Source organism: Drouetiella sp. (assembly GCF_059504425.1).
The window spans coordinates 94,920-121,213 of sequence record NZ_JCACIN010000053.1 but is presented as its reverse complement, the minus strand read 5'-3'; the positions used below and the strand labels follow the sequence as shown (position 1 = coordinate 121,213).

23 protein-coding genes are annotated in these 26,294 nt (G+C 51.7%); 13 read left to right on the top strand and 10 right to left on the bottom strand.

The window, feature by feature from the left end; all coding sequences use genetic code 11:
- Positions 1–124: 124 nt before the first annotated feature.
- Together AC5JMP_RS13570 and AC5JMP_RS13565 are read right to left on the bottom strand one after the other, a co-directional pair.
- Positions 125–988: an ABC transporter permease gene (locus AC5JMP_RS13570; RefSeq protein ID WP_495852009.1), complete on the bottom strand. Its 864-nt coding sequence runs from the start codon at positions 986–988 to the stop codon at positions 125–127.
- Entirely contained in the window at positions 945–1,841 is an 897-nt protein-coding gene (locus tag AC5JMP_RS13565; protein WP_495852008.1) for an ATP-binding cassette domain-containing protein, read from the bottom strand. Before AC5JMP_RS13565 ends, AC5JMP_RS13570 begins: the two co-directional genes overlap by 44 nt.
- A gap of 212 nt (positions 1,842–2,053) precedes the next feature.
- On the opposite strand from AC5JMP_RS13565, the gene AC5JMP_RS13560 reads away from it, so the two are divergent.
- Positions 2,054–2,575 carry a MarR family winged helix-turn-helix transcriptional regulator gene (locus tag AC5JMP_RS13560; protein WP_495852007.1) on the top strand — a complete coding sequence of 174 codons (522 nt, stop codon included), beginning with the start codon at positions 2,054–2,056 and terminating at the stop codon, positions 2,573–2,575.
- A 115-nt stretch (positions 2,576–2,690) separates the two neighbouring features.
- A complete protein-coding gene (locus tag AC5JMP_RS13555) occupies positions 2,691–5,933 on the top strand; it encodes a leucine-rich repeat domain-containing protein (protein WP_495852006.1) in 3,243 nt (1,080 codons plus the stop codon).
- On the opposite strand, the gene AC5JMP_RS13550 is transcribed toward AC5JMP_RS13555, so the two are convergent.
- From AC5JMP_RS13550 to AC5JMP_RS13540, 3 genes are all read right to left on the bottom strand, one after another.
- The gene (locus tag AC5JMP_RS13550) at positions 5,914–6,387 is read right to left on the bottom strand and encodes a GNAT family N-acetyltransferase (protein ID WP_495852005.1); all 474 of its coding nucleotides are present in this window, start codon (positions 6,385–6,387) and stop codon (positions 5,914–5,916) included. The two genes, AC5JMP_RS13555 and AC5JMP_RS13550, sit on opposite strands and share 20 nt — an antisense overlap.
- 73 nt (positions 6,388–6,460) lie before the next feature.
- Positions 6,461–8,053: a B12-binding domain-containing radical SAM protein gene (locus AC5JMP_RS13545; RefSeq protein ID WP_495852004.1), complete on the bottom strand. Its 1,593-nt coding sequence runs from the start codon at positions 8,051–8,053 to the stop codon at positions 6,461–6,463.
- Positions 8,054–8,258: 205 nt separating this feature from the next.
- On the bottom strand, positions 8,259–9,689 hold the full coding sequence (locus tag AC5JMP_RS13540) for an LCP family protein (protein ID WP_495852003.1): 1,431 nt from the start codon (positions 9,687–9,689) through the stop codon (positions 8,259–8,261).
- A 582-nt stretch (positions 9,690–10,271) separates the two neighbouring features.
- On the opposite strand from AC5JMP_RS13540, the gene AC5JMP_RS13535 reads away from it, so the two are divergent.
- From AC5JMP_RS13535 to isiD, 6 genes are all read left to right on the top strand, one after another.
- Positions 10,272–11,333, top strand: a complete 1,062-nt coding sequence (locus tag AC5JMP_RS13535; RefSeq protein ID WP_495852002.1) for a mannose-1-phosphate guanylyltransferase — start codon at positions 10,272–10,274, stop codon at positions 11,331–11,333.
- A 181-nt stretch (positions 11,334–11,514) separates the two neighbouring features.
- A complete protein-coding gene (locus tag AC5JMP_RS13530) occupies positions 11,515–11,988 on the top strand; it encodes a response regulator (protein ID WP_495852001.1) in 474 nt (157 codons plus the stop codon).
- A gap of 87 nt (positions 11,989–12,075) precedes the next feature.
- Positions 12,076–12,777: a polysaccharide deacetylase family protein gene (locus tag AC5JMP_RS13525; protein WP_495852000.1), complete on the top strand. Its 702-nt coding sequence runs from the start codon at positions 12,076–12,078 to the stop codon at positions 12,775–12,777.
- Between the two features lie 173 nt (positions 12,778–12,950).
- On the top strand, positions 12,951–13,199 hold the full coding sequence (locus AC5JMP_RS13520) for a hypothetical protein (protein WP_495851999.1): 249 nt from the start codon (positions 12,951–12,953) through the stop codon (positions 13,197–13,199).
- A 50-nt stretch (positions 13,200–13,249) separates the two neighbouring features.
- Positions 13,250–13,894 (top strand): alpha/beta hydrolase, encoded by a 645-nt coding sequence (locus AC5JMP_RS13515; RefSeq protein ID WP_495851998.1) that lies wholly within the window; start codon positions 13,250–13,252, stop codon positions 13,892–13,894.
- A gap of 79 nt (positions 13,895–13,973) precedes the next feature.
- The gene (gene isiD / locus AC5JMP_RS13510) at positions 13,974–14,186 is read left to right on the top strand and encodes a protein IsiD (protein WP_495851997.1); all 213 of its coding nucleotides are present in this window, start codon (positions 13,974–13,976) and stop codon (positions 14,184–14,186) included.
- A 98-nt stretch (positions 14,187–14,284) separates the two neighbouring features.
- On the opposite strand, the gene trpA is transcribed toward isiD, so the two are convergent.
- Positions 14,285–15,082, bottom strand: a complete 798-nt coding sequence (trpA, locus tag AC5JMP_RS13505; RefSeq protein WP_495851996.1) for a tryptophan synthase subunit alpha — start codon at positions 15,080–15,082, stop codon at positions 14,285–14,287.
- 331 nt (positions 15,083–15,413) lie between these two features.
- Between trpA and AC5JMP_RS13500 the strand changes: the two genes are divergently transcribed.
- Positions 15,414–16,166: a response regulator transcription factor gene (locus AC5JMP_RS13500; protein WP_495851995.1), complete on the top strand. Its 753-nt coding sequence runs from the start codon at positions 15,414–15,416 to the stop codon at positions 16,164–16,166.
- 26 nt (positions 16,167–16,192) lie between these two features.
- Here AC5JMP_RS13500 and AC5JMP_RS13495 read toward each other — a convergent pair whose 3' ends face one another.
- The 4 genes from AC5JMP_RS13495 to secD form a co-directional block, all read right to left on the bottom strand.
- Positions 16,193–17,158 (bottom strand): NAD(P)H-dependent glycerol-3-phosphate dehydrogenase, encoded by a 966-nt coding sequence (locus AC5JMP_RS13495; protein ID WP_495851994.1) that lies wholly within the window; start codon positions 17,156–17,158, stop codon positions 16,193–16,195.
- A 57-nt stretch (positions 17,159–17,215) separates the two neighbouring features.
- Entirely contained in the window at positions 17,216–19,309 is a 2,094-nt protein-coding gene (locus AC5JMP_RS13490) for a M3 family metallopeptidase (RefSeq protein ID WP_495852165.1), read from the bottom strand.
- 162 nt (positions 19,310–19,471) lie between these two features.
- Entirely contained in the window at positions 19,472–20,437 is a 966-nt protein-coding gene (secF, locus tag AC5JMP_RS13485) for a protein translocase subunit SecF (protein WP_495851993.1), read from the bottom strand.
- The gene (gene secD, locus AC5JMP_RS13480) at positions 20,434–21,870 is read right to left on the bottom strand and encodes a protein translocase subunit SecD (RefSeq protein WP_495851992.1); all 1,437 of its coding nucleotides are present in this window, start codon (positions 21,868–21,870) and stop codon (positions 20,434–20,436) included. The genes secF and secD overlap by 4 nt, the downstream gene beginning before the upstream one ends.
- A 237-nt stretch (positions 21,871–22,107) precedes the next feature.
- Between secD and sodB the strand changes: the two genes are divergently transcribed.
- From sodB to AC5JMP_RS13460, 4 genes are all read left to right on the top strand, one after another.
- Positions 22,108–22,710: a superoxide dismutase [Fe] gene (gene sodB / locus AC5JMP_RS13475; RefSeq protein WP_495851991.1), complete on the top strand. Its 603-nt coding sequence runs from the start codon at positions 22,108–22,110 to the stop codon at positions 22,708–22,710.
- Positions 22,711–23,049: 339 nt separating this feature from the next.
- Positions 23,050–23,256 (top strand): hypothetical protein, encoded by a 207-nt coding sequence (locus AC5JMP_RS13470; RefSeq protein ID WP_495851990.1) that lies wholly within the window; start codon positions 23,050–23,052, stop codon positions 23,254–23,256.
- A gap of 115 nt (positions 23,257–23,371) precedes the next feature.
- Positions 23,372–25,558: a polyphosphate kinase 1 gene (gene ppk1 / locus AC5JMP_RS13465; protein WP_495851989.1), complete on the top strand. Its 2,187-nt coding sequence runs from the start codon at positions 23,372–23,374 to the stop codon at positions 25,556–25,558.
- Between the two features lie 431 nt (positions 25,559–25,989).
- Entirely contained in the window at positions 25,990–26,292 is a 303-nt protein-coding gene (locus tag AC5JMP_RS13460) for a cyclic di-GMP-binding domain-containing protein, MshE-related (RefSeq protein WP_495851988.1), read from the top strand.
- The last annotated feature ends 2 nt before the right edge of the window (positions 26,293–26,294 follow it).

Here is a 26,294-nt window from a genome sequence, read left to right as displayed (position 1 = left end):
GGTTTCCTACTCTGTTGAGAGAAAGCCAGCATCAAAACTGGGCGATCGGTTCACCCTGCACTTTAGGACAGCGATCGGCACTCATTGGAGGCGAGTGAACCCCTGTAGCTTACCTCCGCAAACTCTACAGCACCAGGCGAGGATAAAGACGGGCGCATACTAGCGTCATCAGGGTTGCCGTGATCCCTAGCACCATGAAGTCCAGCCCCAATCCATAAATACTAGAGCCGCCGGCTATCATCAAACTGCGCAGCGCATCTACTTGATAGGTCAGTGGATTCAGATGAGAAACTGCTTGCAGCCAGTTTGGCATCATGGCGATCGGGTAGATGGCGTTACTGGCAAAGAACAGCGGCATAGTCATGAGCTGCCCCATGCCCATCAACCGTTCCCGCGTTCTGACCAAACAGGCGACCATCAGCGAAAGTAGAGAGAAGCAGGCGGCTCCTAGCAGCACAATTAGCACAACGCCCAATAGCGCCAGAGGATTAAAATTTAGCTGTACGCCTAAGAGGAAAGAGATTAAATAAACAATCACCACCTGCACTAGGCTACGTACTCCAGCAGACAGGGCTTTGCCCAGAACTAAAGCGGCACGGGGAGTAGGGCTGGCAAGAAACTTGTGGACAATGCCCAAATCTCGCTCCCATACAATGCTGATAGCGCTAAAAATTGCCACAAACAGGACGCTCTGCGCCAGAATGCCGGGAGCCAGAAAATCGATGTAGCTCAGGCTGCCTGTGGGAATAGCTCTGATGCGGGTAAACACTTGCCCAAAAATTAGCAGCCATAGGGCAGGTTGAACGGCACGCAACAGCAGATCGGTGGGGTCATGCAGCAGCTTTCGTACCTCGACTTCTGTAATCACCAGAGTTTTTGTGATTAAGTTGGCGATCGCTCTCATCCCCCTAACGGAACCGCTACGAGTCACGCTCTCGTTCCGCTTATCCCAATCTCTTTGTGGTGCGCCTGACTCTTGAAGTGTCACTAAAGTTTCCTCCTGCTTCTAGTAGATTGCCTGTGTAGTGAATAAATACGTCATCCAGCGTTGCTGCTGCGCCGTTCAGTGACTTGCCGTTCAGTGATTCACTGTTCAGCGAATCTTTCAGCGCAGCGGGCGTACCCGTGACCACGACTCTGCCATGATCCATAATGGCTACTCGATCGCACAGGCTATCAGCCTCTTCCATGAAATGCGTGGTGAGTAAAATCGTCATGCTGTAGGCTTTCTTCAGCTCTAGCATCAAGTCCCAGACGGCACTCCGGGCGATCGGATCAAGTCCTACGGTTGGCTCATCCAGAAACACCACGGGCGGCTGGTGCAGAATCGATTGGGCAATTTCTAGCCGTCGGATCATACCGCCTGAGTAAGTTCTGACCAGTCTATGGGATGCGTCCTGTAAACCCATGAACTCTAAAGCTTCCGTGATGCGGAGTTTGAGCGATCGCCGAGGAATATCGTACAGCTTGGCAAAGATCAGCAGGTTTTCATAACCCGTCAGCGTACCGTCTGCCGAGAGGGCTTGCGGCACATAGCCCACCATCCGCCGCACCTGAGTTGACTGTCGAATCAGGTCGAATCCTGCAATAGTTGCCCGACCGGAAGTGGGCGGCAGCAGCGTTGTCAGCATTTTGATTGCCGTACTCTTACCTGCGCCGTTAGGCCCCAAAAGCCCAAATATTTCCCCTGCTTCTACCGAGAGATTGAGCGCATCAACCGCGATCACCTGGTCGAAAGATCGGCCGAGCATCTGCGTTTGAATGATGATGGGGCGATCGCTCTGTAGCGGCGGCTGATCCTCCCAATTTTGCTGTCGATTGGTTTGTTCTGTTACACCCATTCTGTTGATTCCCTCCTGCTTGGATTTCCCAGCGCCATAGCCCGACTCACCTGGATGACGACTTGTGTTAAATTTAGTTAGCCCAACTAACTGTTAGTTTGGCATACATTTTAATTTCTGGCTAACGCCCTAAGTTAGATAGCCTGATTCGCAGGAATCAAGGCATTCTCGCTACACTAGCCGATACTTCCTTTTAGGAGATTTGCGATCGCATGAGTTTGGAATCCCATACTCCAGAAAACGCTGACAGCAGCCCAGCGCCACCCGTTATTCCACAAGCCACGCCGCAAGCTACCCAGTGCGCGACTGAGCTAATGGAAACTATTCCGGCGGTTATGCAATTTATCCGCACCGAAATGCGAGGGCAAAACGCGGCTCTGCTGTCAGTGCCTCAGTTTCGGGTTTTGGGCTTTCTTAATCGTCATCCCAACTCATCTTTATCAGAAGTTGCCGAACATCTGGGCGTGACGCGAGCAACGGCTTCTGCTATGACCGATCGCTTGGTACAGCGAGGATTTCTCAGCCGCATAGACGATCCGCAGAAGCGCCGCCAGGTGATGCTGAACCTTACAGAAGTTGGCTCGAATCAGCTTCAGCAGAGCCGGGGAAAAACTAGAGACACGATCGCCGAACTGATGCAGCCCCTCACAGAAGAGCAGCTTTTGAGCCTGTCAGCCGGATTAGCAATTTTGCGAAAAGTATTTGACTCGGTGGAATCTGAACCTGCAAGTTAGCGCAAGAGCTGTGAGGGCAATGATCGCCTGAAATATTTGAGAATTCATGTCGCTGAAGGTATAACGGATGGGATAGCCCCGACAGAGAGGCTGCCCTACTCCGCGATCGCAACCCATGCCCTCTAACTCTCGCACTTTCTTAGCCAGCCCAGATGGAGTAAACCGACTCAACGCCGCCAAAGCACGGCTTAATTTGACTACGGCTGCCATTGCACGACAAGCCGGAGTGAGCGCCGATACAGTCGGGCGATTGTGGCATCCTGAACGGGGTAAGCGGGTGGGTGCGGCTAATATTGCGGCGATCGCGGCAGTGTTGGGGCTGTGTCCAGAAGAGATTGTGTTAGAGGAGGAATTGCAAGACGCAGCTCTGGCTGAGGCAAAACGGCGGATTCAGGAGGCAATTTCAACCGAAGCTACTGAACTGGATTTATCTGGTTTGCAACTGACGACGGTACCGGAGTCCTTGGGCAATCTCGTTAATCTGACGACGCTTTACCTTTACGAAAATCAACTGGCGACGGTACCAGAGTTCTTGGGTAACCTCGTTAATCTGAGAATGCTTTTCCTCTACAACAATCAACTGACGACGGTACCGGAGTCCTTGGGCAACCTCGTTAATCTGACGATGCTTTCCCTCTCCAACAATCAACTGACGACGGTACCAGAGTCCTTGGGCAACCTCGTTAATCTGATAGAGCTTTACCTCTTCAACAATCAACTGACGACGGTACCAGAGTCCTTGAGCAACCTCGTTAATCTGACAGAGCTTTTCCTCTCCAAAAATCAACTGACGACGGTACCAGAGTCCTTGGGCAACCTCGTTAATTTGACAGTGCTTTTCCTCTCCAACAATCAACTGACGACGGTGCCAGAGTCCTTGGGCAACCTCAAAAATCTGAGGGCGCTTAACCTCTATAACAATCAGCTGACGACAGTACCGCAATCCTTGGGCAACCTCGTTAATTTGACGGTGCTTTTCCTCTACAACAATCAACTGACGACGGTACCGCAATCCTTGGGCAACCTCGTTAATTTGACGGCGCTTTACCTCGACAACAATCAACTGACGACAGTACCAGAGTCCTTGGGCAACCTCAAAAATCTGGCAGAGCTTCTCCTCTCCAACAATCAACTGACGACGGTACCGGAATTCATAGGTCGGCTCACCAATTTGCAAAGAATCGATCTCAATAGCAATCAACTCATAGCCTTACCAAAGTTCCTAGGCGAACTCCCAAATCTACAGGCGCTCTTGCTCCATGGCAATGATCAACTCGGCATTTCCAATGAGATTCTTGGCGCCACCTATGAAGAGGCAGAAGAGGGAGCGACTTTAGCCAATCCCCAAGATATTCTCAACTACTACTTCCGTACCAAAGCCGATCGCCAACCCTTAAACGAAGCCAAGCTAATTCTGGTTGGCTTTGGCAACGTGGGCAAAACCTCCCTGGTCGATCGCCTGATTCGCAATGAATTTAATCTTGACTCCAAGAAAACCGAAGGCATCCAGATTACCCAATGGAAACTGCGATTGCACAACACCGAAGACATCAAGCTGCACGTCTGGGACTTTAGCGGACAGGAAATCACCCACTCCACCCACCAGTTTTTCCTCACCGAGCGCAGCCTCTATCTGCTGGTGCTCAACGGTCGTCAAGGACATGAAGACGCCGATGCCGAATACTGGCTAGAGCTAATCCAGAGCTTCGGAGGAGATTCTCCTGTCATCGTCGTGCTGAACAAAGTCAAAGAGCATCCCTTTGATGTCAATCGCAGCGCCCTGAAGCAAAAGTTTCCCGCCATTCGGGAGTTTATTGCCACCGACTGTGAAGCTGAAATTGGGCTGAAAGACCTGCAAAAGGCGATCGATCGAGAAACCGATCGCTTAGAACATCTCCGAGATGCCTTCCCCACAAGCTGGGTGGCGATCAAAAATCGGCTCTCCAGCATGACAGACAACTACATCCCTTTTGAAGAATATCGCAGGATTTGCCAGGAAGATGGTGAACCCGACTCCAGCGCCCAAAATTCTCTAGCCGTCCATCTCCACAGCCTTGGCATTGCCCTCAACTATAAAAATGATCCTCGCCTGCGGGATACCCATGTGCTCAATCCCCACTGGGTCACTAACGGCATCTATAAACTGCTCAACGCCCATGACATAACCGATAACAAAGGTGAACTAGCGCTAGCCAGCCTTGAAAATATTCTCGACTGCCAAAACTATCCTCCGGCACGGCACGGTTTCTTGCTAGAGCTAATGCGCAAGTTTGAGCTGTGCTTTCCCTTCCAGGAAGACGAACACCGCTATCTGATTCCCGATCTGCTCGATAAACAGCAGCCTCCCGAAGCCGAAGACTTCAACCTCGAAGACTGCCTCAACTTTCGCTACGAATATCCTATTTTGCCGGAAGGACTTTTGCCCCGCTTCATTGTACGCACCCATGTCTTGAGTATGTCCCGCCTCCGCTGGCGCACAGGTGCCATTCTAGAGTTTGAGGGCAATCGGGCATTGGTCAAAGCCGATCGCCAGGATCGTTGCGTCACCATTAGCGTTGATGGCGCAATGACCAGCCGCCGCCGTTTGTTAGCCGTGATTCGGTCAGACTTTGAACGGATTCACAGCAGTTTTAAGTTCATACCCCAGGCAAAAGTTCCAGTGCCCTCCCATCCAGAAGTAGTTTTGGCTTATCAAGATTTGGTTGTCCGGGAAGAAGCCAACTCAAACGATTTCACCGAAGTCGTCAATGGCAAAATCATCAAACTGAATGCCCGAAAGCTGCTGGGAGAGATTGATCTAGACGGGACTCGCAGAAAAAGACCAGAGACAGGCATCCGCACCCAGGCGCTACGGCTGTTCTATAGCTACTCGCACAAGGATGAAGTTCTCCGGGATACGCTAGAAATCCGCTTGAAGCTCTTGCAACGACAGGGCTTAATCCAACCCTGGCACGATCGCCGTATCCCTGCGGGTACAGACTGGCAGGACGAACTCGATCGGAATCTAGAACAGGCAGATATTATTTTGCTGCTGGTTAGCCCTGATTTTCTTGCCTCAGACTATTGCTACAAAATTGAAATGACTCGCGCCTTAGAACGCTATGAAGCAGGTGAAGCGATCGTCATTCCCATCCTGATCCGATCGGGCGTAGATTGGAATGCTGTCTCCTTTAACCACATTCAGGCGCTGCCAACCGACCTGAAACCCGTGCCCAAATGGTCAGACCCAGACGATGCTTGGCTCAATATAGAGCAAGGGATCAAGCAAGCCATCCAAGAAAAAATGAAGCGGAGTCGCACTCTACTCAAATTTGAAGACTTTGACGGCATCAAGGTCATCAACCAGGATAGTTTTTAACTAGGCATTCCATCCACTCGTTCTTTGCAGTGAAACCTGCACGTTCATAGAACGTTATACTCTCTTCGCTGATGCTCACGATAAGAACATCAATCTCTTGATGCCTTGCCCAATTCAGCACTTGCTGCATCAATTGGCTTCCAATCCCCTGTCTGCGGTAGGCAGGCTTGGTATAGACATTGGAAACATAGCCATAGGCATTGTTTAGCCAAAAGGGTCTGGGAATTCCCCTAACCCGTTGCACAAAGATATGAGAAACGATTTCTCTCTCTAACTCGGCTATCCAGTAGACCCAGTTCTTTTGGATCAACCCCTGTCGAAGAAAATCACTGCAAACTTCTACAAATTCAGTTTTGCTAACAATAGGGGAGCAGTCATTGTCCTCAACCTGAAATTCCCACCGCATCTCTGCGAGGGTAACTACATCACGTTCATCGGCTGTTCTGTAATGCATCTACTCAGTTGAAAATACTAACAGTCTATCTCTCGGTATTGTCTTCACCAAGAGATGAAGTAGCTCAACCTGACTAGACGATCGCCCCAGTTTTAACCTCAGTTTTAACCTCGGTTTGAGCCTTTTGCGCCAAAAACTCGGCAACTTGAGACTCAATCTCGCGGGTGACGATCGCGCGGTACTCCAAGAAATGCTCAATTTGAGCGCAGACTGCCAGGTAGGGAGCCACGCCGCCCGGATTGTAGCGCCCCATATTCCAGAGATTGCGCCAAAACTGCCAGCGGGTTTTGCGAACTACGCCCTGCCGCCAGCAAATCGTCAAGAACGCCCGAATCATCACCCAATTGACGGCTTTCTGAGGTCTTTTACCTTTCTTGGGGTAGGTCGCCTCACCCAAAATCAGGTAATGACGATAGGCGCGATCGAGAAACTTAGCCGGATCATACAGCTCACAGAACGCCCGGACATACTCACGGGCAATTTCCTCTAGGGGACGAGTCGGCACAAAATTCATCAGCGTCGTTTGGTTGATATTGCCAGACTGGTTACGCATTCGCCCCTCTTTTTCGAGTCGATGCCACAGCGCTGTGTCCGGCAATGCCTGCAACATGCTAAATACTGCTGTCGGGATAGAAGTCTGCTCAACGAACTGCACGATCCGATCGCCCGCCCCTGCCTTTTCGCCATCAAAGCCGATAATGAACCCTGCCATTACCCGTAACCCCGATCGCGTAATCGCATGAACCGCATCGCTGAGGGAATCTCGCGTATTTTGATGCTTTTGGGTCAGCGTCAGGCTAGCCTCATCGGGGGTTTCAATGCCCAAGAACACGGCACCAAAATTACATTCCACCATGCTGTCCATCAGCTCTTGGTCTTGCGCCAGATCGATCGAGGCTTCCGTGGCAAACGAGAACGGATACTGATGTTCCACCATCCAGGGCAACAGCTGCTTCAGAAACAGCTTGACGTTGCGCTTGTTGCCAATAAAGTTATCATCCACCATGAAAATACTGCGCCGCCAGCCCAGCTCATAGAGGCGATCGAGTTCCTTGAGCAACTGCTCAGGAGCCTTGGTGCGGGGCTTACGGCCATACAGAACAATAATGTCGCAAAACTCGCACTGGAAGGGACAGCCGCGCGAAAACTGTACCGACATTTCAGCATAGGCATCAAATTCCAGTAGGTCGAACCGCGGCACAGGCGTAATTGTCACGTCTGGTCTTTCGCCATTGGCTCGGAACGTACCAGAGGTTTCCCCACGCTCGATCGCCTCGACAAACATCGGCAGCGTAATTTCCCCTTCATCCAGAATCAGGTAGTCTGTCCCCACTTCAGAGACTTCGTGAGGCAGCGCCGTCGGATAAGGCCCCCCCACGGCAACCCGTTTGCCGCGACGTTTTGCTTCTCGAATCTGCTCTAGCAAATCTTCTTTCTGCACAATCATTGCCGAAAGAATGACTAGATCCGCCCATTCCCACTCGGCTGAAGTGACTTCTCGAACGTTGCGATCGACCAGCTTAAAATCCCAGGTTTGGGGCAAGATCGCCGCCACCGTAATCAATCCTAGGGGCGGCAGCATCGCTTTACGACCCAGCAGCTCAATGGTTTTCTCAAACGACCAAAAGCTTTTGGGAAACAGGGGATACAGAAGCAAAACGTTCATTAAAAACCTCCAGAAAACTGCGTCCCTAGACTTGACCAGTTGGCTAGGTAAAGCTCTAGTTTAGGGGAAACCTAGGCTCAGTCCGCTGCTCATGTGCCAGATATACGGAGTCAGCAACCTTAACTTACCAAGAGTTTCAGCGATAAGCCAGCCCTATTGCCAGTCAATGACAGATTATTATGCTTTGAAATTATTTTTGAGCTGACTAAACTTTTGATCGCATTTCCCAGTCGTCTCCGATGCGCAGCGTAAAGTCAGATTGCAAATCGCCCGTAGAGGCAGAAACAACTTGACCGATCCCCAGCATATTTTCTAACAGAGTTGCGCCTTGGAGATCGCCACGCTGCACGATAATCTGGGTCTGAGGCTGGCGATCGGGCCAATCTTCCACGACGTAAACATTGCTAAATCCCTGAGACTGAAGATATGCCGCAGCACGACCGCCCAATTCGGGATCGCTGGAGGCGTTTTGAATTGCAATCCGGGTGTTGGTGAAGTTACTTTGCTGACCCACATCCGCAATCGAGCTGATGCTGAAGAATTCATTCATGACCTGATCTTTGGCGGTTTCATCCATCAACCAGTAGCTGGCGACAAATTCATCAGGTGTACTGAAGCGACCGGGCAGCATTACCATCCGCAGATTGTCTTTTTGCAACCCCAGCCCAAAGCTAGCGAGAGACAGCATTTCCTCTGGCGATAAGTTCGTGTCAATGTATTTCTGAAATAGCGCGATCGCCTGAGGCAAACGAGTCACCATCGCCGGACTGGCTAGATTCTCCCGCAAGGCACGAATCAGCTGCTGCTGCCGCTGCACCCGTCCAATATCGCCTTTATCATCCTGGCGGAAACGGGCAAATTGCTCAGCCTGCTTGCCATCTAGCGTTTGCCATCCTTGTTTCAAATCGATATAAAGACGCTGGGTTTCGTCAGTGTATTTCATGTCTTCTGGGACAAATACCCGCACGCCCCCTAACAAATCAACCAGCCCTCGGAATGCCTCTGTACTTACCCGCACATAGCGATCGATGGTCACACCGCTCAGATTTTGGCTAACCACTTGAGCCGCCAGCTTAGAACCTCCCACCACGTTGGCGTAATTAATTTTCTCAACGCCCTCTCCTGGAATGGACACCTGTGTATCGCGGGGAATCGATAGAACGCTCACCGTTTGACTTGCCGGATCGACGTGTAGCAGCAGCATGGTGTCGCTCCGTCCTGCAAAGACATCGCTTGAAACTGCATTGTCTGGCAGGTCTAGTGGTAGATCGATGCCCATGACCAAAATGTTGATGGGGCGATCGATGCGATATCCCCCCAGACCCTGCTGCCAGATATTTTCTAGGGATACAGGCTTGCTGCTCTGAGGCTCGATCGCCGCTGGCAAGGGCGTAGTCAGTGCTAACAGCCCTCCCACAGCTGCTGAAAGCACGGCTGTTCCGCCCAGCATCAGACTGCGCAATAGCCAAGGCATAAAGCCAAATCGTGGATTTGGGGATACAGCGGGAGGAACAAAAACTGTGACACGGTTGCCGCTTGTCTGACTAGAACTGGTCTGACTAGAAATCGTTTGACTAGAAACAGCCTGACCAGGGACTTTAACCGAGCTTTGCTGCGAACCAGCTTTGTTTTCCAACTTTAGATTCTCCCACTCACTTAGGCTGCGAAACCTCAGATTCCGCATCTGTAATGCAAACTACCTGACTAAAAGTTCAAAAATAGTGAACGTTTATACTTTCAGGCTCTCAAAACTACAGGCTCTCAAAACTACAGGTTCTTAAAGCTACAGGTTCCTAAAACTACAAGGCACTACAGCTTATTCCGCCCAAGAGAATATAGATGCAGCTTTACACCTATATGTAGTTTTGTGTTTAACATTCCGAGATTATAGCTTGCTGATGAGCATATCCTTATCTTTCCTTGGAGACAAAAGCATTCCACTTCAGATTGACGGTCTTTAGAGTGCAAAATTTATGTTCTCCCATATGCGAAACCCTGACTAGCATCTGTCTGACTAGCATCTGTCTGACTAGCATCTGTCTGACTAGCATTCTGGACTGAGGCGATCGTCCCGGAGTTCCATCATCCGCAGGCTTTGAATGTTCATAATCCCTTAGCTAAGCTTAAAGATGCCATAAAAAGCCGCTTTTTTAGGCAGGGAAGCGAGAAAAACCCTGATAGGATGGGGCGGAATTCTAAAAAACGGTTGAAGACAGCTATGATCCCTGTAATCCTTGCTGGTGGGAAAGGAGAGCGCTTTTGGCCCCTCAGCCGCAAACAGCGCCCGAAGCAATTTTTGAGTCTGGATGGTAGCGGCAAGAGCTTACTCCAGGCAACTGCCGATCGCCTTCTAGATTTAGCAGGAGGCTGGCAAGGATTATGGGTGATCACCGCTAGCCATTTAGAAAACGGCGTTCAAGAACAGCTGCCCCAGTTGCCGACCGAGAATCTGCTGGTGGAGATTGAAGGGCGGGACACTGCGCCTGCTGTAGCCTGGGCAACGCTAGAGATCGCCCGTCGCCACGGGGAAGATGCCATGATTGGCTTTTTCCCGGCTGATGCCTGGATTGACGATGAAGCGGCTTTTCGTGAAACGCTGGCGGCGGCTTCGGAGCTGGCAAAAACAGAGGGGGCGATCGCCACACTCGGCATTGCGCCCACCTATCCTTCGACAGGCTACGGCTACATTGAGCAGGGTGAGAAGGTGGGCTTGTATGGCGCAGAGGCACAGCCCTTCCCAGGCTATAAAGTCAGTCGCTTCACCGAAAAGCCGGATCTGGCTACTGCCGAGCAGTTTCTCACCACAGGTCGGTTTAGCTGGAATGGCGGGATGTTCATTTTTCCAGCCGGGGTGATGCTTGCCGAATTGCGCGCTTACGCACCCGAAATTCTCTTGCCTTTAGAAGAGCAGGGCGCGGCTTGCTATCCCAAGTTACCCAAGCTCAGCATTGACTATGCAGTCATGGAGAAAACCCAGAAAGCCTATGTTCTGCCTGTCTCCTTTGGCTGGGACGATTTGGGCGATTGGAATGCGATCGATCGCCTGCTAAAGGATGGGAAACCCAACGTAGAGCTAGCCCAGCATATCGGACTCGATACTCAGGGAGCTTTGCTTTACTCTTCTGATGAAGAAGATCTGATTGTGACGATCGGACTGGAAGACACCGTTATTGTCCGAGATGGCAAGGTGACACTGATTGTTAAGAAAGACCGCACTCAAGATATCAAACAGGTGCTGAAGCAAATCCAGGCGAATCCTAAATTGACAGACTTGCTCTAGAGATTGCCACTAGAGATTGCCATTTGTAAAGACAGAGCGCTGTAAAGACTAAGAGAATTGGAAGCTATTAATTGCGGTTAAATGCCCAAAGTCTAGGCAATGAAGGACTTTGGGCATTTGACCATGTGAAAATGCGGTAAAGACAAAGAGCTATATTGTCAAGCAGCGTGTCTTACCTGGTATGAAATCACTACAAAGCTATGTCTTGGTTTTAAGCCAAGACTTTGACTCTCTTCAAGGGCTAGAGTTTTTGCTCACTCAATTGAGATACACCTGGGTTGCGGTTCATTCAACCGCTCAGGCGATCGCGAAAATGAGTCAGGCTTCCCCCTATTTGATTATCCTGGCAGGAAATCAGCCAAGCTGGTCGAACCCGGTTCATGAGCTGCGACGGCGATCGGATGTTCGTAAAACCACGATCGTTGCGTTGACCGATTCCTATGCGCCGAGCTGGCTATACCAGGAGGAAAATCCAGGGTTAGACGGGTTTCTGGTCAAACCCTTGAATCGAGATGTCTTGACTTCAGTGGTACAGTCGGCCTGGGCGAGGCAAACTTACGGAATTGCTACGAGCTACAGCGTCACCCACAGGACGATGGACTGCTGTGGCGCTAGCAACGCTACTCATGCTTACAGCACCAGAAGCGAAGCATGATTTCGTAGCTATATGATTTTGAGCTGAGCTATGGCTGAGCAGTCAGCTTAGTAAGTTTTGCTCCTTGCAATCAGTACAATAGTATTTATGCAGTTTGCACCGATTTATCCCTTCATCCATAAGTTCCTTAAGCCTACTTTCCCAGGCTGTCTCTGGGCAGGCAGGGGCAATGCCAAGACGATCGCCCTCACCTTTGACGATGGGCCTCATCCGCAATTTACGCCGCAGCTTCTAGAAGTGCTAGCGCAATATCAGGTTCGAGCCAGCTTTTTTTGGCTGGGCGCTTGTGTGGAGCGATCGCCAGAGGTAGCCCTGGCGACCTGGCAGCAGGATCACTGGATTGGTTTACATGGCTATCGCCACACCTCATTTCCGCTGCTGTCAGAGCAGGAACTGAAACAATCTCTAGAGGCAACCCAGAGGGCGATCGCTCAAGCCTGTCAGATCGACCTAACCTACGTGCGGCAAAATATTCGAGATGTGCGTCCGCCCAACGGCGTGTTTACGCCCCAGACGTTGAATTATTTAGCTCAATGGCACTATCGCCCGGTGATGTGGAGCGTCGTGCCAGAGGACTGGGTGCGACCTGGAATAGATGTGACAGTTGCACGAGTGGTTCAGCAGATACAGAACGGTTCGTTGGTTGTGCTGCATGATGGCTCCTGTGGTGGTGAAGATGTTGCCGCTTCAGTCGCGCAGTTGATTCCACGATTGCAGCAGCAGGGCTATAGCTTTGTGACGATCGATCAACTGTGGCAAGAGCGATCGCCTTCTCAAAAGGCAGGGTAAAGATCAGGAGAGACAGTTGCAAGATTCGTTGCAAGATTCACACATTACGCTAGCTATCCGCCACCTCAGATGTTGAGGAACTCACACAGATCATTTTGAAGCCTTAGTTTTTGAAGCCTTAGTTTTTGAAGCCTTAGTTACAGTCGTCCCTCTATCCTGTTCGCAGGCACACCATGATAGTCACGTCGTCTGATTGCGCCCACCTTGAAACAAATCTTGTGGAACCCATTGTCCGAGCGGCTTTGGAGTTTGGCGAACTAACTCCCGGTGCAGAAGCTCAGGTGCGGTGGCTGTTGATATGTGGAAAATTGGGAGCGCGCGATCGCTCCTTGCTCTGCCTACTGCAAGACGCGATTCAAGACGGCTGCGTACGCCGAATCAGCTTAGGTGAAGATGCTTTTCTTGATGAAAAAACTCTATAGTCGATCGCAGTGCTGAGCTTACCTAAAGGAGTAGAATTCTGGCTCTAAAAGTGATTTCTATTGCCGCAAAAAGCGTCCAGCCCAAAGGACTGCTGGTGATGCTGCATGGCTGGGGAGCCAATGCTCAAGACGTAGCAACTCTGGCAAACTATCTGGATTTGCCCGACTATCAGTTTCTCTTTCCAGAAGCGCCGTTTCCCCATCCTTACTCATCTGAGGGAAGAATGTGGTATGGACTGCCCAATGACTACAGCTTTTTCAGTCGCCCGGAGTTTCGGCAGCAGCCGGAGCTGCAAAAAAGCCGTTTGGAGCTGATGGAATGGCTGCGATCGCTAGAGTCAACTACAGGAGTTCCCCTAAGCCGAACAATCCTGGGCGGATTTTCTCAAGGCGGAGCGATGACTCTGGATATTGGCTTGCAGTTGCCCTTTGCCGCGCTCATGATTCTCAGTGGCTATCTCCATGCTCCTCTAGAAGTGGACAAGCTTGCGGCACCCATTTCTCCGGTTTTAATCGTTCATGGTCGTCAAGATCAGGTAGTGCCGTTAAGGGCAGCTCAACAAGTGCATGAGATCTTGGTGAAGCTGGGGGTCAGGGTGCAATATTACGAGCAAGACATGGGGCATGAAATTCAGCCGATTGTGTTAAGCCATATGCAAAGTTTCGTGGAAGAAATCGGGACACGAACCGAATAACCACGGAGTAGCGAGTAGGATGTAGAGAGGTAGCTCTGTACAGCAGTGATACCGATCCGCAAAACTGAGGGGGTTAGCGATGAAAACGTTGCATATTTCAGAAGAGCATGTCGTCAGTATTACTGAACAAGAGATTGCAGATCTGGCTATACGGCTAGAGCAAGACGAATACAGCAATGCTTTTGAAGGATTAAACGATTGGCATCTGCTTCGAGCGATCGCGTTTCACCGTCCAGAAATGGTAGAGTCCTACATCTATTTGCTTGATCTAGAAGCCTATGACGAAGCCTAGCGCTCTGCTAGATTTCAGATTTTGGTGCCAGAACAATTGGATGCAAAAGGCTGAGTAAATTGCTCAGCCTTTTGTTTGCTCAGCCTTTTGTTTGAACTCTATTCTGTGATAGCCGCCTTAAGCGTGCGGCAGAAATTCTCGATCGCCTGTAGTCCCTGCTCAGGAGAGCCTTCAGCTAACCGCTTAACGAAGGCGCTACCTACAATTACGGCATCTGCGCCCCATTCCATCACCTGCTTAGCTTGACTCGCCTGAGAAATGCCAAACCCCACGCCGATCGCCTTGTCGGTTACGCCATGTAGTTCGGTGAGCAAATCTTGTACTCGCGACTGAATCTCGGTGCGGATGCCCGTTACGCCCGTGACGCTGACCAGATAGATAAAGCCCTGAGACTGAGCGGCGATCGCTTCAATCCGCGCCTTGGGTGAAGTAGGAGCCACCAGCAAGATGATCTCAATCTCGGCTTTAGCAGCGGCTTTTGACAGACTTTCCACCTCTTCTAGAGGCAGATCTGGTACCACTAGACCACTAACTCCTGCTGCTGCCACATCTTGCAGAAATGCCTCTATGCCCCGGTTAAGGATGGGATTGTAGTAGGTGAAGAGAATGATCGGCGACTTGAGCCTGGGGCTAAGCGCCGTCAGCATTTTCAGCACATCCTCTAGACGCGTGCCCTGCTGAAGAGCGCGTGTCGCTGCCGCTTGGATTACGGGCCCGTCTGCCAAGGGATCAGAGTAGGGCACGCCCAACTCAATCAGATCTGCGCCACTGCGATCGAGTAATTCTAGAGCTTTTGCCGTGGTTGCCAGGTCAGGATCGCCTGCCGTAATGAAGGGAATCAGCGCACATTGACCGCGATCACGGAGCGCATTGATGCAGCTAGAAACAGAAGCCATATCTAGAATGTTTTAATGCTGAGATCTTTAACCGTCCCCTATTTTACGGGACTTCGGTTAGGAAAGGGGAATTGCCCTTGAATCTCAGCAGCTCTCATTGTGGATTCTTTGTTGGGGGAGTTCGCGCCCTCAGAGCGCGAACTCCCCCAACAAAGAATTGCTGCTCGAATCTCGCAGATCTCGCTGTGGCAGATCTCACTGTGGCAGATCTCACTGTGGCAGATTCAGCTTCGTTAGAAAGTATTTAGAATCCTTGTTTATAATCTTTACAGGAATCTTTGTATTTCTACTGCTTTTTAGGCTATAAATCGTATCAATTTTAAATTTAGTGATGCCTCGTATTCTCGTCATTGATGATGATCCAGCAATCTCAGAATTAGTTGCCGTAAATTTGGAAATGGCGGGCTACGATGTCAGCCAAGCCCCAGACGGCATCAAGGGTCAGGCTTTGGCGCTTCAGCTTTTGCCCGATCTGGTTATGCTTGACTTAATGCTGCCTAAAGTGGATGGATTTACAGTCTGCCAGCGTCTGCGGCGCGATGAGCGCACTGCCGACATCCCCGTGCTGATGCTGACGGCTCTGGGTCAAACCCACGATAAGGTAGAGGGCTTTAATGCAGGGGCAGATGACTACATGACCAAGCCCTTCGAGCTAGAGGAAATGCTGGCTAGGGTTCGGGCATTGCTGCGGCGCACCGATCGCATTCCTCAAGCCGCCAAGCATACTGAAATCCTGAATTTTGGATCTCTAACGCTGGTGCCAGAGCGCTTGGAAGCCATCTGGTTTGAGAAAACCGTCAAGCTGACGCATTTAGAATTTGAGTTGCTGCACTGCTTGCTGCAACGGCATGGTCAAACGGTTTCGCCCAGCGAGATTCTTAAGGAAGTCTGGGGGTATGACCCTAATGACGATATTGAAACGATTCGGGTGCATGTGCGTCACCTGAGAACCAAGCTAGAGCCAGATCCACGCCATCCGTGCTATATCAAAACCGTCTACGGCGCGGGCTATTGCCTGGAGCTACCTGCAACGGCTCAAAACCTGATGCCCTCAGTAGAGATGCAGCCTCCTGAAGCCGTCTGAGGGCGATCGCTCCAGCCCATTTCAGCTCAGAACAAATCGATCTCTGCCTTGAGATCGCGATCCATCAGCGCTGCCAGCGCCCTTTGCGGCGTGGTTTTGCCGTTGAGCACTTGATAAACCTGCCAGGAGACAGGCACCGGAATCCCCTCACGCTGAGCTAAGTCAACCAAGACATTGCTGGTGCTCACGCCCTCAGCCGTACTTTGCAATTCCTGCAAGATCTGCTCTAGGGATTTGCCTTGAGCCAAGCCATAGCCTACGCGGTAGTTGCGGCTAAGCGGACTGCTGCAAGTCGCCATCAGATCCCCCAGACCCGACAGCCCAAAGAAAGTTTCGGGTTGTGCTCCTAAATGCGTGCCGATGCGAATCACCTCAGCAAGCGATCGCGTTATCAGAGCCGATCGCGCATTAATGCCCAAATGTAGACCGTCACAGACTCCGGCAGCGATCGCAATCACATTCTTCAAGGTTCCGCCTAGCTCTGTGCCGATCGGATCGGTATTGGTGTAAACCCGGAAGCGATCGGAGGCAAATGCTGCTTGCACCTGCTCGGCAGCCGCCATGTCCTGACTGGCAACCACCGTTGCCGTGGGCAAGCCCTGCCGAATCTCTTCAGACAGGTTAGGGCCTGAGAGTACCACCACCGAATTCTGAGGAAATTCGGCTTGCCATATTTGGGCAGGTGTTCGTCGCGTTGCCGGATCTAAGCCCTTGGTAGCGCTAACCAGAATGGCGGTTTCGGCTAGCCCCACCGACTGGAGCCGCAAAACCGTATCAGACACACCCCGCATCGATACCGCAGACACAATGATTTGCGCTCCTGCGATCGCCTCTCCCAGCATTTGTTCACTCTGTCGCGACCACAGCCGCACTGGATGACCACCGATCGCCGCCAGAGATGCCAATGCCGAACCCCAGGCACCTGCCCCTAGAATGGCGATCGTCGCTTCAGCTTTTACCTGTCCTGCCTGATCTGTAGACGCTACACTCACGAAAACCCGCCCCTACAACTTGCCGATGCGACTCGCCAATTGTAGAGCCTGGATGCGCTATGCCGCCAGACCGTTGTGGCGCAGGAGAGCCGCTGTATTGGGTTCGCGTCCTCGGAAAGCTTTGAACACCTCCATCGGATGCTGGCTACCTCCCGCCGCCAAAACCGTATTGCGGTAGCGCCGACCCACTTGAGCGATCGCCATTTCATCCTCTAGTCCAGCTTCTTCAAAGGCAGCAAAGGCATCGGCGCTGAGAACCTCCGCCCACTTATAGCTGTAGTATCCTGCCGCATAGCCTCCGGCAAAGATATGTCCGAACGCGCAAAGGAAGGCATCTTCCGGCAGGGGTGGCATCACGGTCGTGTTTTGGGCAATCCGCTGGCGCACATCTGCTGCCGTCTCACCCTGACCCGGACGGTAGCGGTGGTGCAGCTCTAGATCGACCCAGCTAAAGTGAATCTGTCGCAGGGTGGCGCTACCGCTCATGAAGGTACGAGCCGCCCAGAGCTTCTGATAGTATTCTTCTGGCAAAGATTCCCCCGTCTGGTAGTGCTTGCCCAAGCTGAGCAGAGTAGCGCGATCGTAGCACCAGTTTTCCATGAATTGGCTGGGTAGCTCGACCGCATCCCATTCCACATTTCGCGTCCCGGCGGCTTTAGCATCGTCCACTTGAGTCAGCATATGGTGCAGCCCATGCCCGAACTCATGGAACAGCGTTTCCACTTCGCCAAAGGTCATCAGGCTAGGCTTGTCGTCTACGGGCGGCGTTTGGTTGCAGACCAGGTAAGCAACGGGCAGCCGCAGCGATGCCGAATCGCCCTTCAATACCTTGGAACGGCTCATGCAGTCCCCCATCCAGGCTCCGCCCCGCTTTTCTGCCGGACGGCTGTAGGGATCAAGATAGAAATGGGCGATCGCTTCTCCCTGCTCATCTGCAACCTGGAAATAGCGCACGTCGGGATGCCACACCGGAGCTTCGCCATCGGCGGGGATAATGGTCACGCCAAAGATGCGATGGGAGAGGGCAAACAGTCCGTCTAGAACCTGAGCCAGCGGAAAGTAGGGGCGCAGCTCTTCGGCATTGAAGGCAAACTTTTCTTCTCGCAAGCGTTCTGCCCAGAAGGTGACATCCCAGGGCTGCAACTCGGCGGTTTCGCCCTTAGCGATCGCAAATTGGCGCAGTTCTTCCAGCTCTTTCTGAGCTGCCTCATAGCTGGCGCTGCGTAGCTCCTCCAACAGCTTTTCGACAGCCTCAACGCTGGGAGCCATCTTTGCCGCCAGACTAACCTCGGCAAAACTGTTGTAGCCCAGCAGCTTCGATTCCTCTAGGCGTAGCTCCAGAATGCGGTCGATCAAAGGCTGGTTGTTCAACTCGCCGCTAGAGGCACGGCTAATGAAAGCCCGGTAGACTTTCTCTCGCAAGTCGCGGCGCTGGCTGTGCTGCATTATGGGCAGGTAGCTGGGGAAGTCGAGGGTCAATCGCCAGGGACCTGACTCAGGGGTTGCCGTTTCGTCTCCGGCGGCACGGGCAGATTGGGCGGCAAGAGATGTCCAGCTGGGCGGCAGTCCAGCAATTTCTTCGGGCTGGGTTAGGGTCAGGCTAAAGGCTTTAGTTGCATCTAGGACGTGATTGGAAAAACGGGTCGAGAGTTCGGCAAGCTCCAGCTGAATCGCATTAAATCGGTTCTTAGCTTCGCCCTCCAATCCGACTCCCGAAAGCTGGGCATCGCGTAGCGCCGACTCCACAATGCGCTGCTGACTTGCGGATAGGGTTTGCCACTCGGCACTCTGCTTCAGGGCTTTGAACGCCTGGTAGAGGGGCTGACTCTGGCTGAGGCGATTCCAGAATTTGATGACTTCCGGCTGCATCGTTTCATACGCCTGTCGTAGCTCTGGACTATTTTTCACGCCCATCAGGTGCGCGACAATACCCCAACTCCAGCCGATGCGCTCCTCAAGCTGCTCTAGGGGCTGCACCAAGCCTTCCCAGGTCGGCACCGCATGGGCTTCCAGGTCAGTCAACTGGGTATCTAGTTCTGCCAAAAGCTGCGTAATGGCAGGAACCACCTGTTCAGGCTGGATAACCTCAAACGGAGGAAGTCCTTTGCCGACGAGAAGGGGATTTTCAGGAGTTGTGGCGATCGCGTTCATATGTAACGTAGGCTCTTTCAAGATGGCACTGAGCGCAGGTTGGGGCGCTTTCTTCACTTTAGCACTGGGGGCATGGAGTAGGTTTTACCTGTGCAACTGTGGAGGCAAAGACTATTTGCGTACAACATCGCCTTGTGTGAAACGTCGCCTGGGAGTTTTAATTCACTCTTCAGCACCCACAAGCTGATCTTTGCCGCCATCCTGAATTTCCTGCCCCGATCGCACTCGCCACCAGGCTAACAGCGTACTAGCAATAAAAATACTGGAGTAGGCTCCCATTAAGAAGCCAATAATCAAGGCTAGGGCAAAATACTTAAGGGTTTCGCCCCCCAGAAAGAAGATGGCAACGAGGGGCAAAAGCACCGTCAGCGTTGTGTTGATCGATCGCGCTAAGGTCTGGTTGACGGCAGCATCGACAATGTCGTTGATGGAGCGATCGCCGCTGGTCTGAACCGTTTCTCGGATGCGATCGTAGATCACGACCGTGTCATTTACCGAGAAGCCAACAATCGTCAGCAGCGCCACGATAAACAGGTTATCAACTTCAATGCCCAGCGCCAGCCCCAACATTGAGAAAATGCCCACCGTAACCAGAACATCATGCAAGAGAGCAACGATCGCGAAAACAGCGTAATCGAGCTGGAAGCGGAAGCTCAGGTAAAGCCCGATGCCTACGAAAGACAGCAGCAATGCCAAGAGGCCAGAGGTGAAAAGCTGTCTACCCAGCGTTGGCCCCACCGTATCAATCTGAGTTTTCTGAGGATCGAATGCGCCAATTCTTTCTGTGAGCGTCTTTTCAAGCTGAGTCCGCTGATCGACGCTGAGCGCCGAAGTGCGGATAGACAGCGCCTGCTTTTCATCGCCCAAAACCTGAATTGTGCTGCCTTCTAGCCCTTGAGCTGCCAGTACTTCTCGTACCAATGCCGGATCGATTGGCTTAGCACAGTTGCTAGGCACAGCACAGTCCAGTTCGATTTGAAGCCGGGTACCGCCCACAAAGTCAAGACCAGGGCGAAGGGGTGCGCCGAGCTGACTCCAGGAGATGATCATGGCAACAATGCCGCTGAGGATAATCGCTGAGGAAAGAGTCCACCAGAGCGATCGCTGGCGGATAATTTGCAGTTTCATGATGCTTTCTCTGGCTGGATTTTATTGGGCTGAGTTTTGCTGGAGGGGGGAACATTGGGGCTGAAGAGTTCGGGCTTCTGCCTGAGAGCCGGGTAGCTAAGCACCAACAGCATCAGGAAAGTGCGGCTGCAAGTCAGCGCCGTAAACATACTCACCCCAATCCCCAGAGCCAGGGTCAGCGCAAAGCCTTTGACTAAGCCTGTACCCAGCACAAACAGCGCTAGACAGGAAATCAGTGAAGTGACGTTGCTATCCAGAATGCTGGAAAAAGCGCGATAGAATCCGGACTCCACAGAGCGATAGAGCGTCTTGCCAGCTTGCAGCTCCTCGCGGGTGCGTTCAAAAATCAGCACGTTAGCATCTACTGCCATACCGATACTCAAGATGAATCCCGCGATTCCAGGCAGGGTCAGCGTTACGCCCAGCATATTAAACAACGCCAGCGTAAACAGCGAATACAGGAGCAGCGCCAGATCGGCAATTAAACCGGGCAGGCGATAATAGACCACCATGAAAACCAGGACCAATGCCAGACCCAAGACGGCAGCATAAATGCTGCTCTGGATGCTGTCTTGTCCGAGGGTTGCCCCGACGGTGCGGTTCTCCACGATTTCGACGGGCACGGGTAGCGCCCCGCCGCGAAGCTGAATGGCGAGTCCGCTGGCTTCTTTCGTGTCAAAGCCGCCAGTAATTGTGGCTGTGCCGCCCGAAATTCCAGTTTCGGCGTACTGAGCGGCGACTGTGGGTGCGCTAAGAAGCTGATTGTCTAGGAAAATTCCCAAACTGCGCCCGGTACCTGCAACATTTTTAGTGAGTTGTGCGAACTGTTCGCCGCCCTGATCGCTGAAATTCAGCACCACCTCCCAGCGATCGCCCCCTACAGGCTGAGGAAAGGCGTTCCTTAGCCCTTCGCCTGTGAGTCCCGATGGCTTAAACAACTCGGCAAGCACCTTAGCACTACTATCTACTTCGGCTTTCTTGGCATCAATTTGGGCTTTGTCGGCTTTGCTGTCCTGAAGCGCTTTCAGCTCATCTTCTTTCTGCTTTTGCACCTGAAACTCAATTGGCAAACGAGCTTCGGTTCCCGGAATCTGCTCCCGGAAATCGAGCTGAGCCGTGCCGCCTAGCACCCGCTCTGCCTGAGCCGGATCGCTGACTCCCGGAAGCTGAACGACGAGCTTGTCCGGTAAGACGGTTTGAACGATCGACTCAGAGACTCCTAGACCGTTAATACGGTTTTCGACGACGCGCTTGACGGCATCAAGCTTGTCTGGAGTAATTTCTGTAACGGTTTCGGTGGTTTGCACCTGAAGCGTGAGCTGAGAGCCGCCTTGCAAATCTAAGCCCAGCCGCACGGGGACTTTGACCAGGACGACGATCGCAGCGATCGCCAAAACCAAAATAAGCGCCAAAATTGAACGTTGTCTGCCCATAGCTGTAGCCGATGCGACAATCGCTATGATAGCCGGATTTCGATGCTCAAGGGGTAGGTTCGTACCTAAAAGATGTTTTGAGATAGGATATACAAAGAAGCATTTGCTCAGTCAATGTACTGAAGCCGATGCACCGATTTGAACCCAGACTTTGAAGGTGCTGGGGTTAAGTTCTTCACTCCAGCTCTTTCCAGGTAGGGGCTTCGTTTGACCGACACACGAGAGGAACGAAACACCATGGCATTTGAACAAGCCCCACTTCCCTACGATCCCGGCGCTCTAGAGCCACATGGCATGTCTGCCAAAACTTTCGAGTTCCACTACGGCAAGCACCACGCTGCCTATGTTGCCAACCTCAACAACTTGGTCAAAGATACTGAACTCGCAGATAAATCCTTGGAGGAAGTGATCAAAATTTCTGCCAAAGACCCTGCTAAGGCTGGTATTTTCAACAATGCGGCTCAGGCTTGGAACCACACCTTTTTCTGGAACAGCATGAAGCCCAACGGCGGCGGCGCTCCCACAGGCGACTTGGCGGCTAAAATCGATAGCGATTTGGGTGGGTTTGACAAGTTGAAGGAATCTTTCAAAACTGCGGCAGCTACGCAGTTCGGTAGCGGCTGGGCATGGCTTGTGTTAGACAATGGCGCACTGAAGGTGATCAAAACCCCCAACGCAGAAGACCCGATTCCTCTGAACCAGGTTCCTCTGCTGACTTTAGATGTCTGGGAGCACGCTTACTACATTGATTATCAAAACAAGCGCCCTGACTTTATCCAAAACTTTTTGGATCAGTTAGTGAACTGGGACTTTGCCGCCGCGAATCTAGCCGCAGCTTAATCTCTCTTCTTCTTGGCAGCTTCGTATTGCTGAACTCACATATCGGTGACCATTTAGCAAGTTCGCTTGCGAACATCGCAATTTCCTAATCTGATGCGAGACTACGGACAGCTATTTTCTAGCTGTCCGTTACATTTTGGAGAATATCTATCAAGACGGTTCCTCTGAAGCCATAACCTATCGTGAAATTAGTGGTAATGTAGATGACTCACTAAAACCTGAGGTCAGAGTCAGGTGCTAACCTCTATGGCTATGGACTAGAGATAGCTGTGGACTAGAGTACGATCGAGCGCCGATAGCGCGAAAATCTCATCCCAGGGCAAAGTTTTTTATTTCTGTATGAATAGTCACGACCTAGCTCAATACATTGAATCGACCAATGGCATCTCTAAGCCCTGGCTTCTGGCACAGCTACGGCTGAAAAAACTGCAGGAACGCAAGTCTCAGCTCTCTGATGAAGAATATGCCAAGGCTTTAGCAGATATTCATCAGGATGTGATGAACTTGGGCGAATGGTGGATTGGTATTGAGCAAGAAGAGTTTTGATGCAACCTCTTTCATCGTTCAGCCGTATAGTTCAGCCGTATAGTTCAGCAGTATGTTGCGGCTGTGCCTGAGTCCAAGCTGTACCTAACTTCATAAGCTCTGCCTAGTTCAAATTATGCCTAAGCGCAAAAAAGTCACGCCAGAACTGAGGCTAGCCGATCCTCAGCTTTACTTTAATCAGGAGCTGAGCTGGTTAGACTTTAATTCTCGCGTTTTACAAAATGCCATTGATCCTCGAACTCCCCTTTTAGAGCGCTTGCGGCTAATCGCAACATTTAGCTCTAACCTAGACGAGTTCTTTATGGTGCGGGTGGCGGCTTTGAAGCAGCAGGTGGAAGCTCAGGTGAGCCAGCACTCGCCTGATGGGCTGACTCCCTTAGAACAGCTCCGGGTGATCGCTCAGCGGTTGCAGCCTGTCCTAAGCCATTGTCAGCAGTATTTTGAGCAGTCTCTTCATCCTCAGCTGGCGGCAAAAGGGATTTACCTGTTGAATTATGCCGAGCTGAATCCTGACCAGCAGCTTTACCTCCAGGGGCATTTTGAGAAGCAAATTTTGCCTGTCCTGACGCCAGTGGTCTTGGGTCAGAGCCGTGCTTTTCCCAATATTTCCAACCTCAGTCTGAATCTGGCAGTAACCGTCAAAAATATGGAGACGGGAGTCAGAGAATTTGTCGGGGTGCAGTTGCCTGCTGTCCTGTCTCGATTTATTGCCTTGCCGCGATCGCTCTGGTATCGGCGCAAAGGTCGGCTCACCGTCTGGACAGGCTTGCCGCTAGAGCAGGTGATAGCCCATAACTTGGCGGCGCTTTTTCCAGGCATGAAAATTATGGGCTATTCCTTATTTCGTGTGACGCGAAACACTGACCTAGAGCTGGTTGAGGAAGAGGCCGATGACTTACTGCTGGCGATCGAGCAGGAGTTGCGTAACCGCAATCGGGGTGGCGTGGCGGTGCGCCTGGAGGTGCAGGCTTCTATGCCGCGCAATCTGCGGAAAACCTTGATGCAAGAGCTAGATCTTTGCGAGCGCGATGTCTATGACTTAGAGGGTTTGATGGGGCTTAGCGACCTGATGAGCTTGGCTTCATTGCCGATCCCCCGGCTCAAAAATCTTCACTGGGCACCCCTTACCCCTGCTCCTTTGCAAAAGGTGAAAGGGCTGAACCCCGAAGAGTCTGTCACTAAGAACAGGCACCGAGAAGATATTTTTTCTGTGATTCGGCGGCAGGACATTTTACTGCATCATCCCTACCACTCTTTCAGTACGTCAGTGCAGCTTTTCGTTGCTCAGGCTGCCATCGACCCCGATGTTCTAGCGATCAAGATGACGCTCTACCGTACGGCTGGGGATTCATCGATCGTTACTTCTCTAATCGTGGCGGCTGAAAACGGTAAACAAGTTGCCGTGCTGATTGAGCTAAAAGCCCGTTTTGATGAAGAAAACAATATTCAGTGGGCACGCAAGTTAGAGAGTGCAGGGGTGCATGTGGTGTATGGCGTAGTGGGTTTAAAGACTCATACTAAAGTTACCTTGGTGGTACGTCGAGAGATGAGTAGTGGCGCTTCTCCCCACGAAATTATTCGCCGCTATGTGCATATTGGTACCGGAAACTATAATCACCGCACGGCTCGCACCTATACCGATTTGGGGCTGCTGAGCTGTCGAGAAAGTCTAGGAGCAGATCTGACTGATTTATTCAATTCATTGACCGGCTATTCCCATCGACAAACCTATCGCCAGCTGTTAGTAGCTCCGTTTGATCTGCGCGATCGCCTCGTTAGCCTGATTCGCCGAGAGATTGAACATAGTAAACGCGGACGGCATGGAAGAATCGTTGCCAAAATGAATGCTCTGGTTGATCCCCAAATGATTCAGACGCTTTATCAAGCCTCTCAAGCTGGGGTCAAAATTGACTTGGTGGTACGGGGCACCTGCTGTCTGCGTCCCGGCATTCCCGGCATCAGCGAAAATATTCGGGTCATCAGCATTATCGGACGGTTTCACGAACATTCCCGCATCTGCTACTTTCACAACGACGGCAAAGAAGAGATTTATATCGGCAGTGCGGATTGGATGCCCCGTAACCTCGATCGCCGGGTTGAAGTGGTGGTACCGCTCGAAGATCCAAGTTTGGTTAAAGAAGTAGCCGCGATGCTGGGCATCATGCTGGCAGACAATCGCCGCGTCTGGGAACTTCAGGCAGACGGGCAATACATCCGCCGCAGACCGCGATCGCAGCCCACAGAGCAAGATTCTCAGGCTATTTTTATGCAGGCGGCAATTCAGTCTCTAGAGCTGAAGTAAAGAGCTGAAGTGAGTGTCTTGGCTGCTTCTGAAGTCAATGAGAGCAAATTTACAACTCAATGCGGATAGCGTAGCTGCGGCTCTGAATGATCAGTCTAAGTTATGAAGTTGTTATGAAAATCTGTCCTAATAGCCGATGGGGTCAGACCCCTCAAAGCAAGGTTTTCTGCTGTTCAACAAGTGATGATTGAATAGCAATTCTCATGGCAACCGCCAAGGCGGTTAGGACGGGGCATTTTGGGTGGGGCGCTGCGAGCCCCACCCAAAATGCCCTCAGCAAACTGACGACAGCCAAAACAGATCGGTAAATCAGATCGATAAATGCATAATTTCTATGATTTGCCCTGAATAGTGTGTAATGGCGAATGCCTCTGTAACAACAAATGCTCTCAGCATTTCATTCCACCTTTCTAACTTTTAGGAGCGTCCCCATGCTTCCCCAGCGCCCCCCCGTTGTCATCCTCGCCCCTCGAATCGAGCAAGACGTTATAGAACAAGATTTGGCGATCGCCGTAGAAACACCTGCCGCTCGCCACTCTACTCAGTTGGGCCGGATCTTGCTCAAAAATCGCATGGTCTTGCCCTCCCAGCTCGGCGCTGCTCTGGCGGCTCAAATGCTTTACTCAAAAAAATTAGGCGAAGTTTTAATAGAGCGGCAGCTCATTTCAGAAGAGCAGCTTGGGGACGCTTTGCGCGAACAGCTATTGCGCCGTAGAGGACACTGGGTGATCTAGCG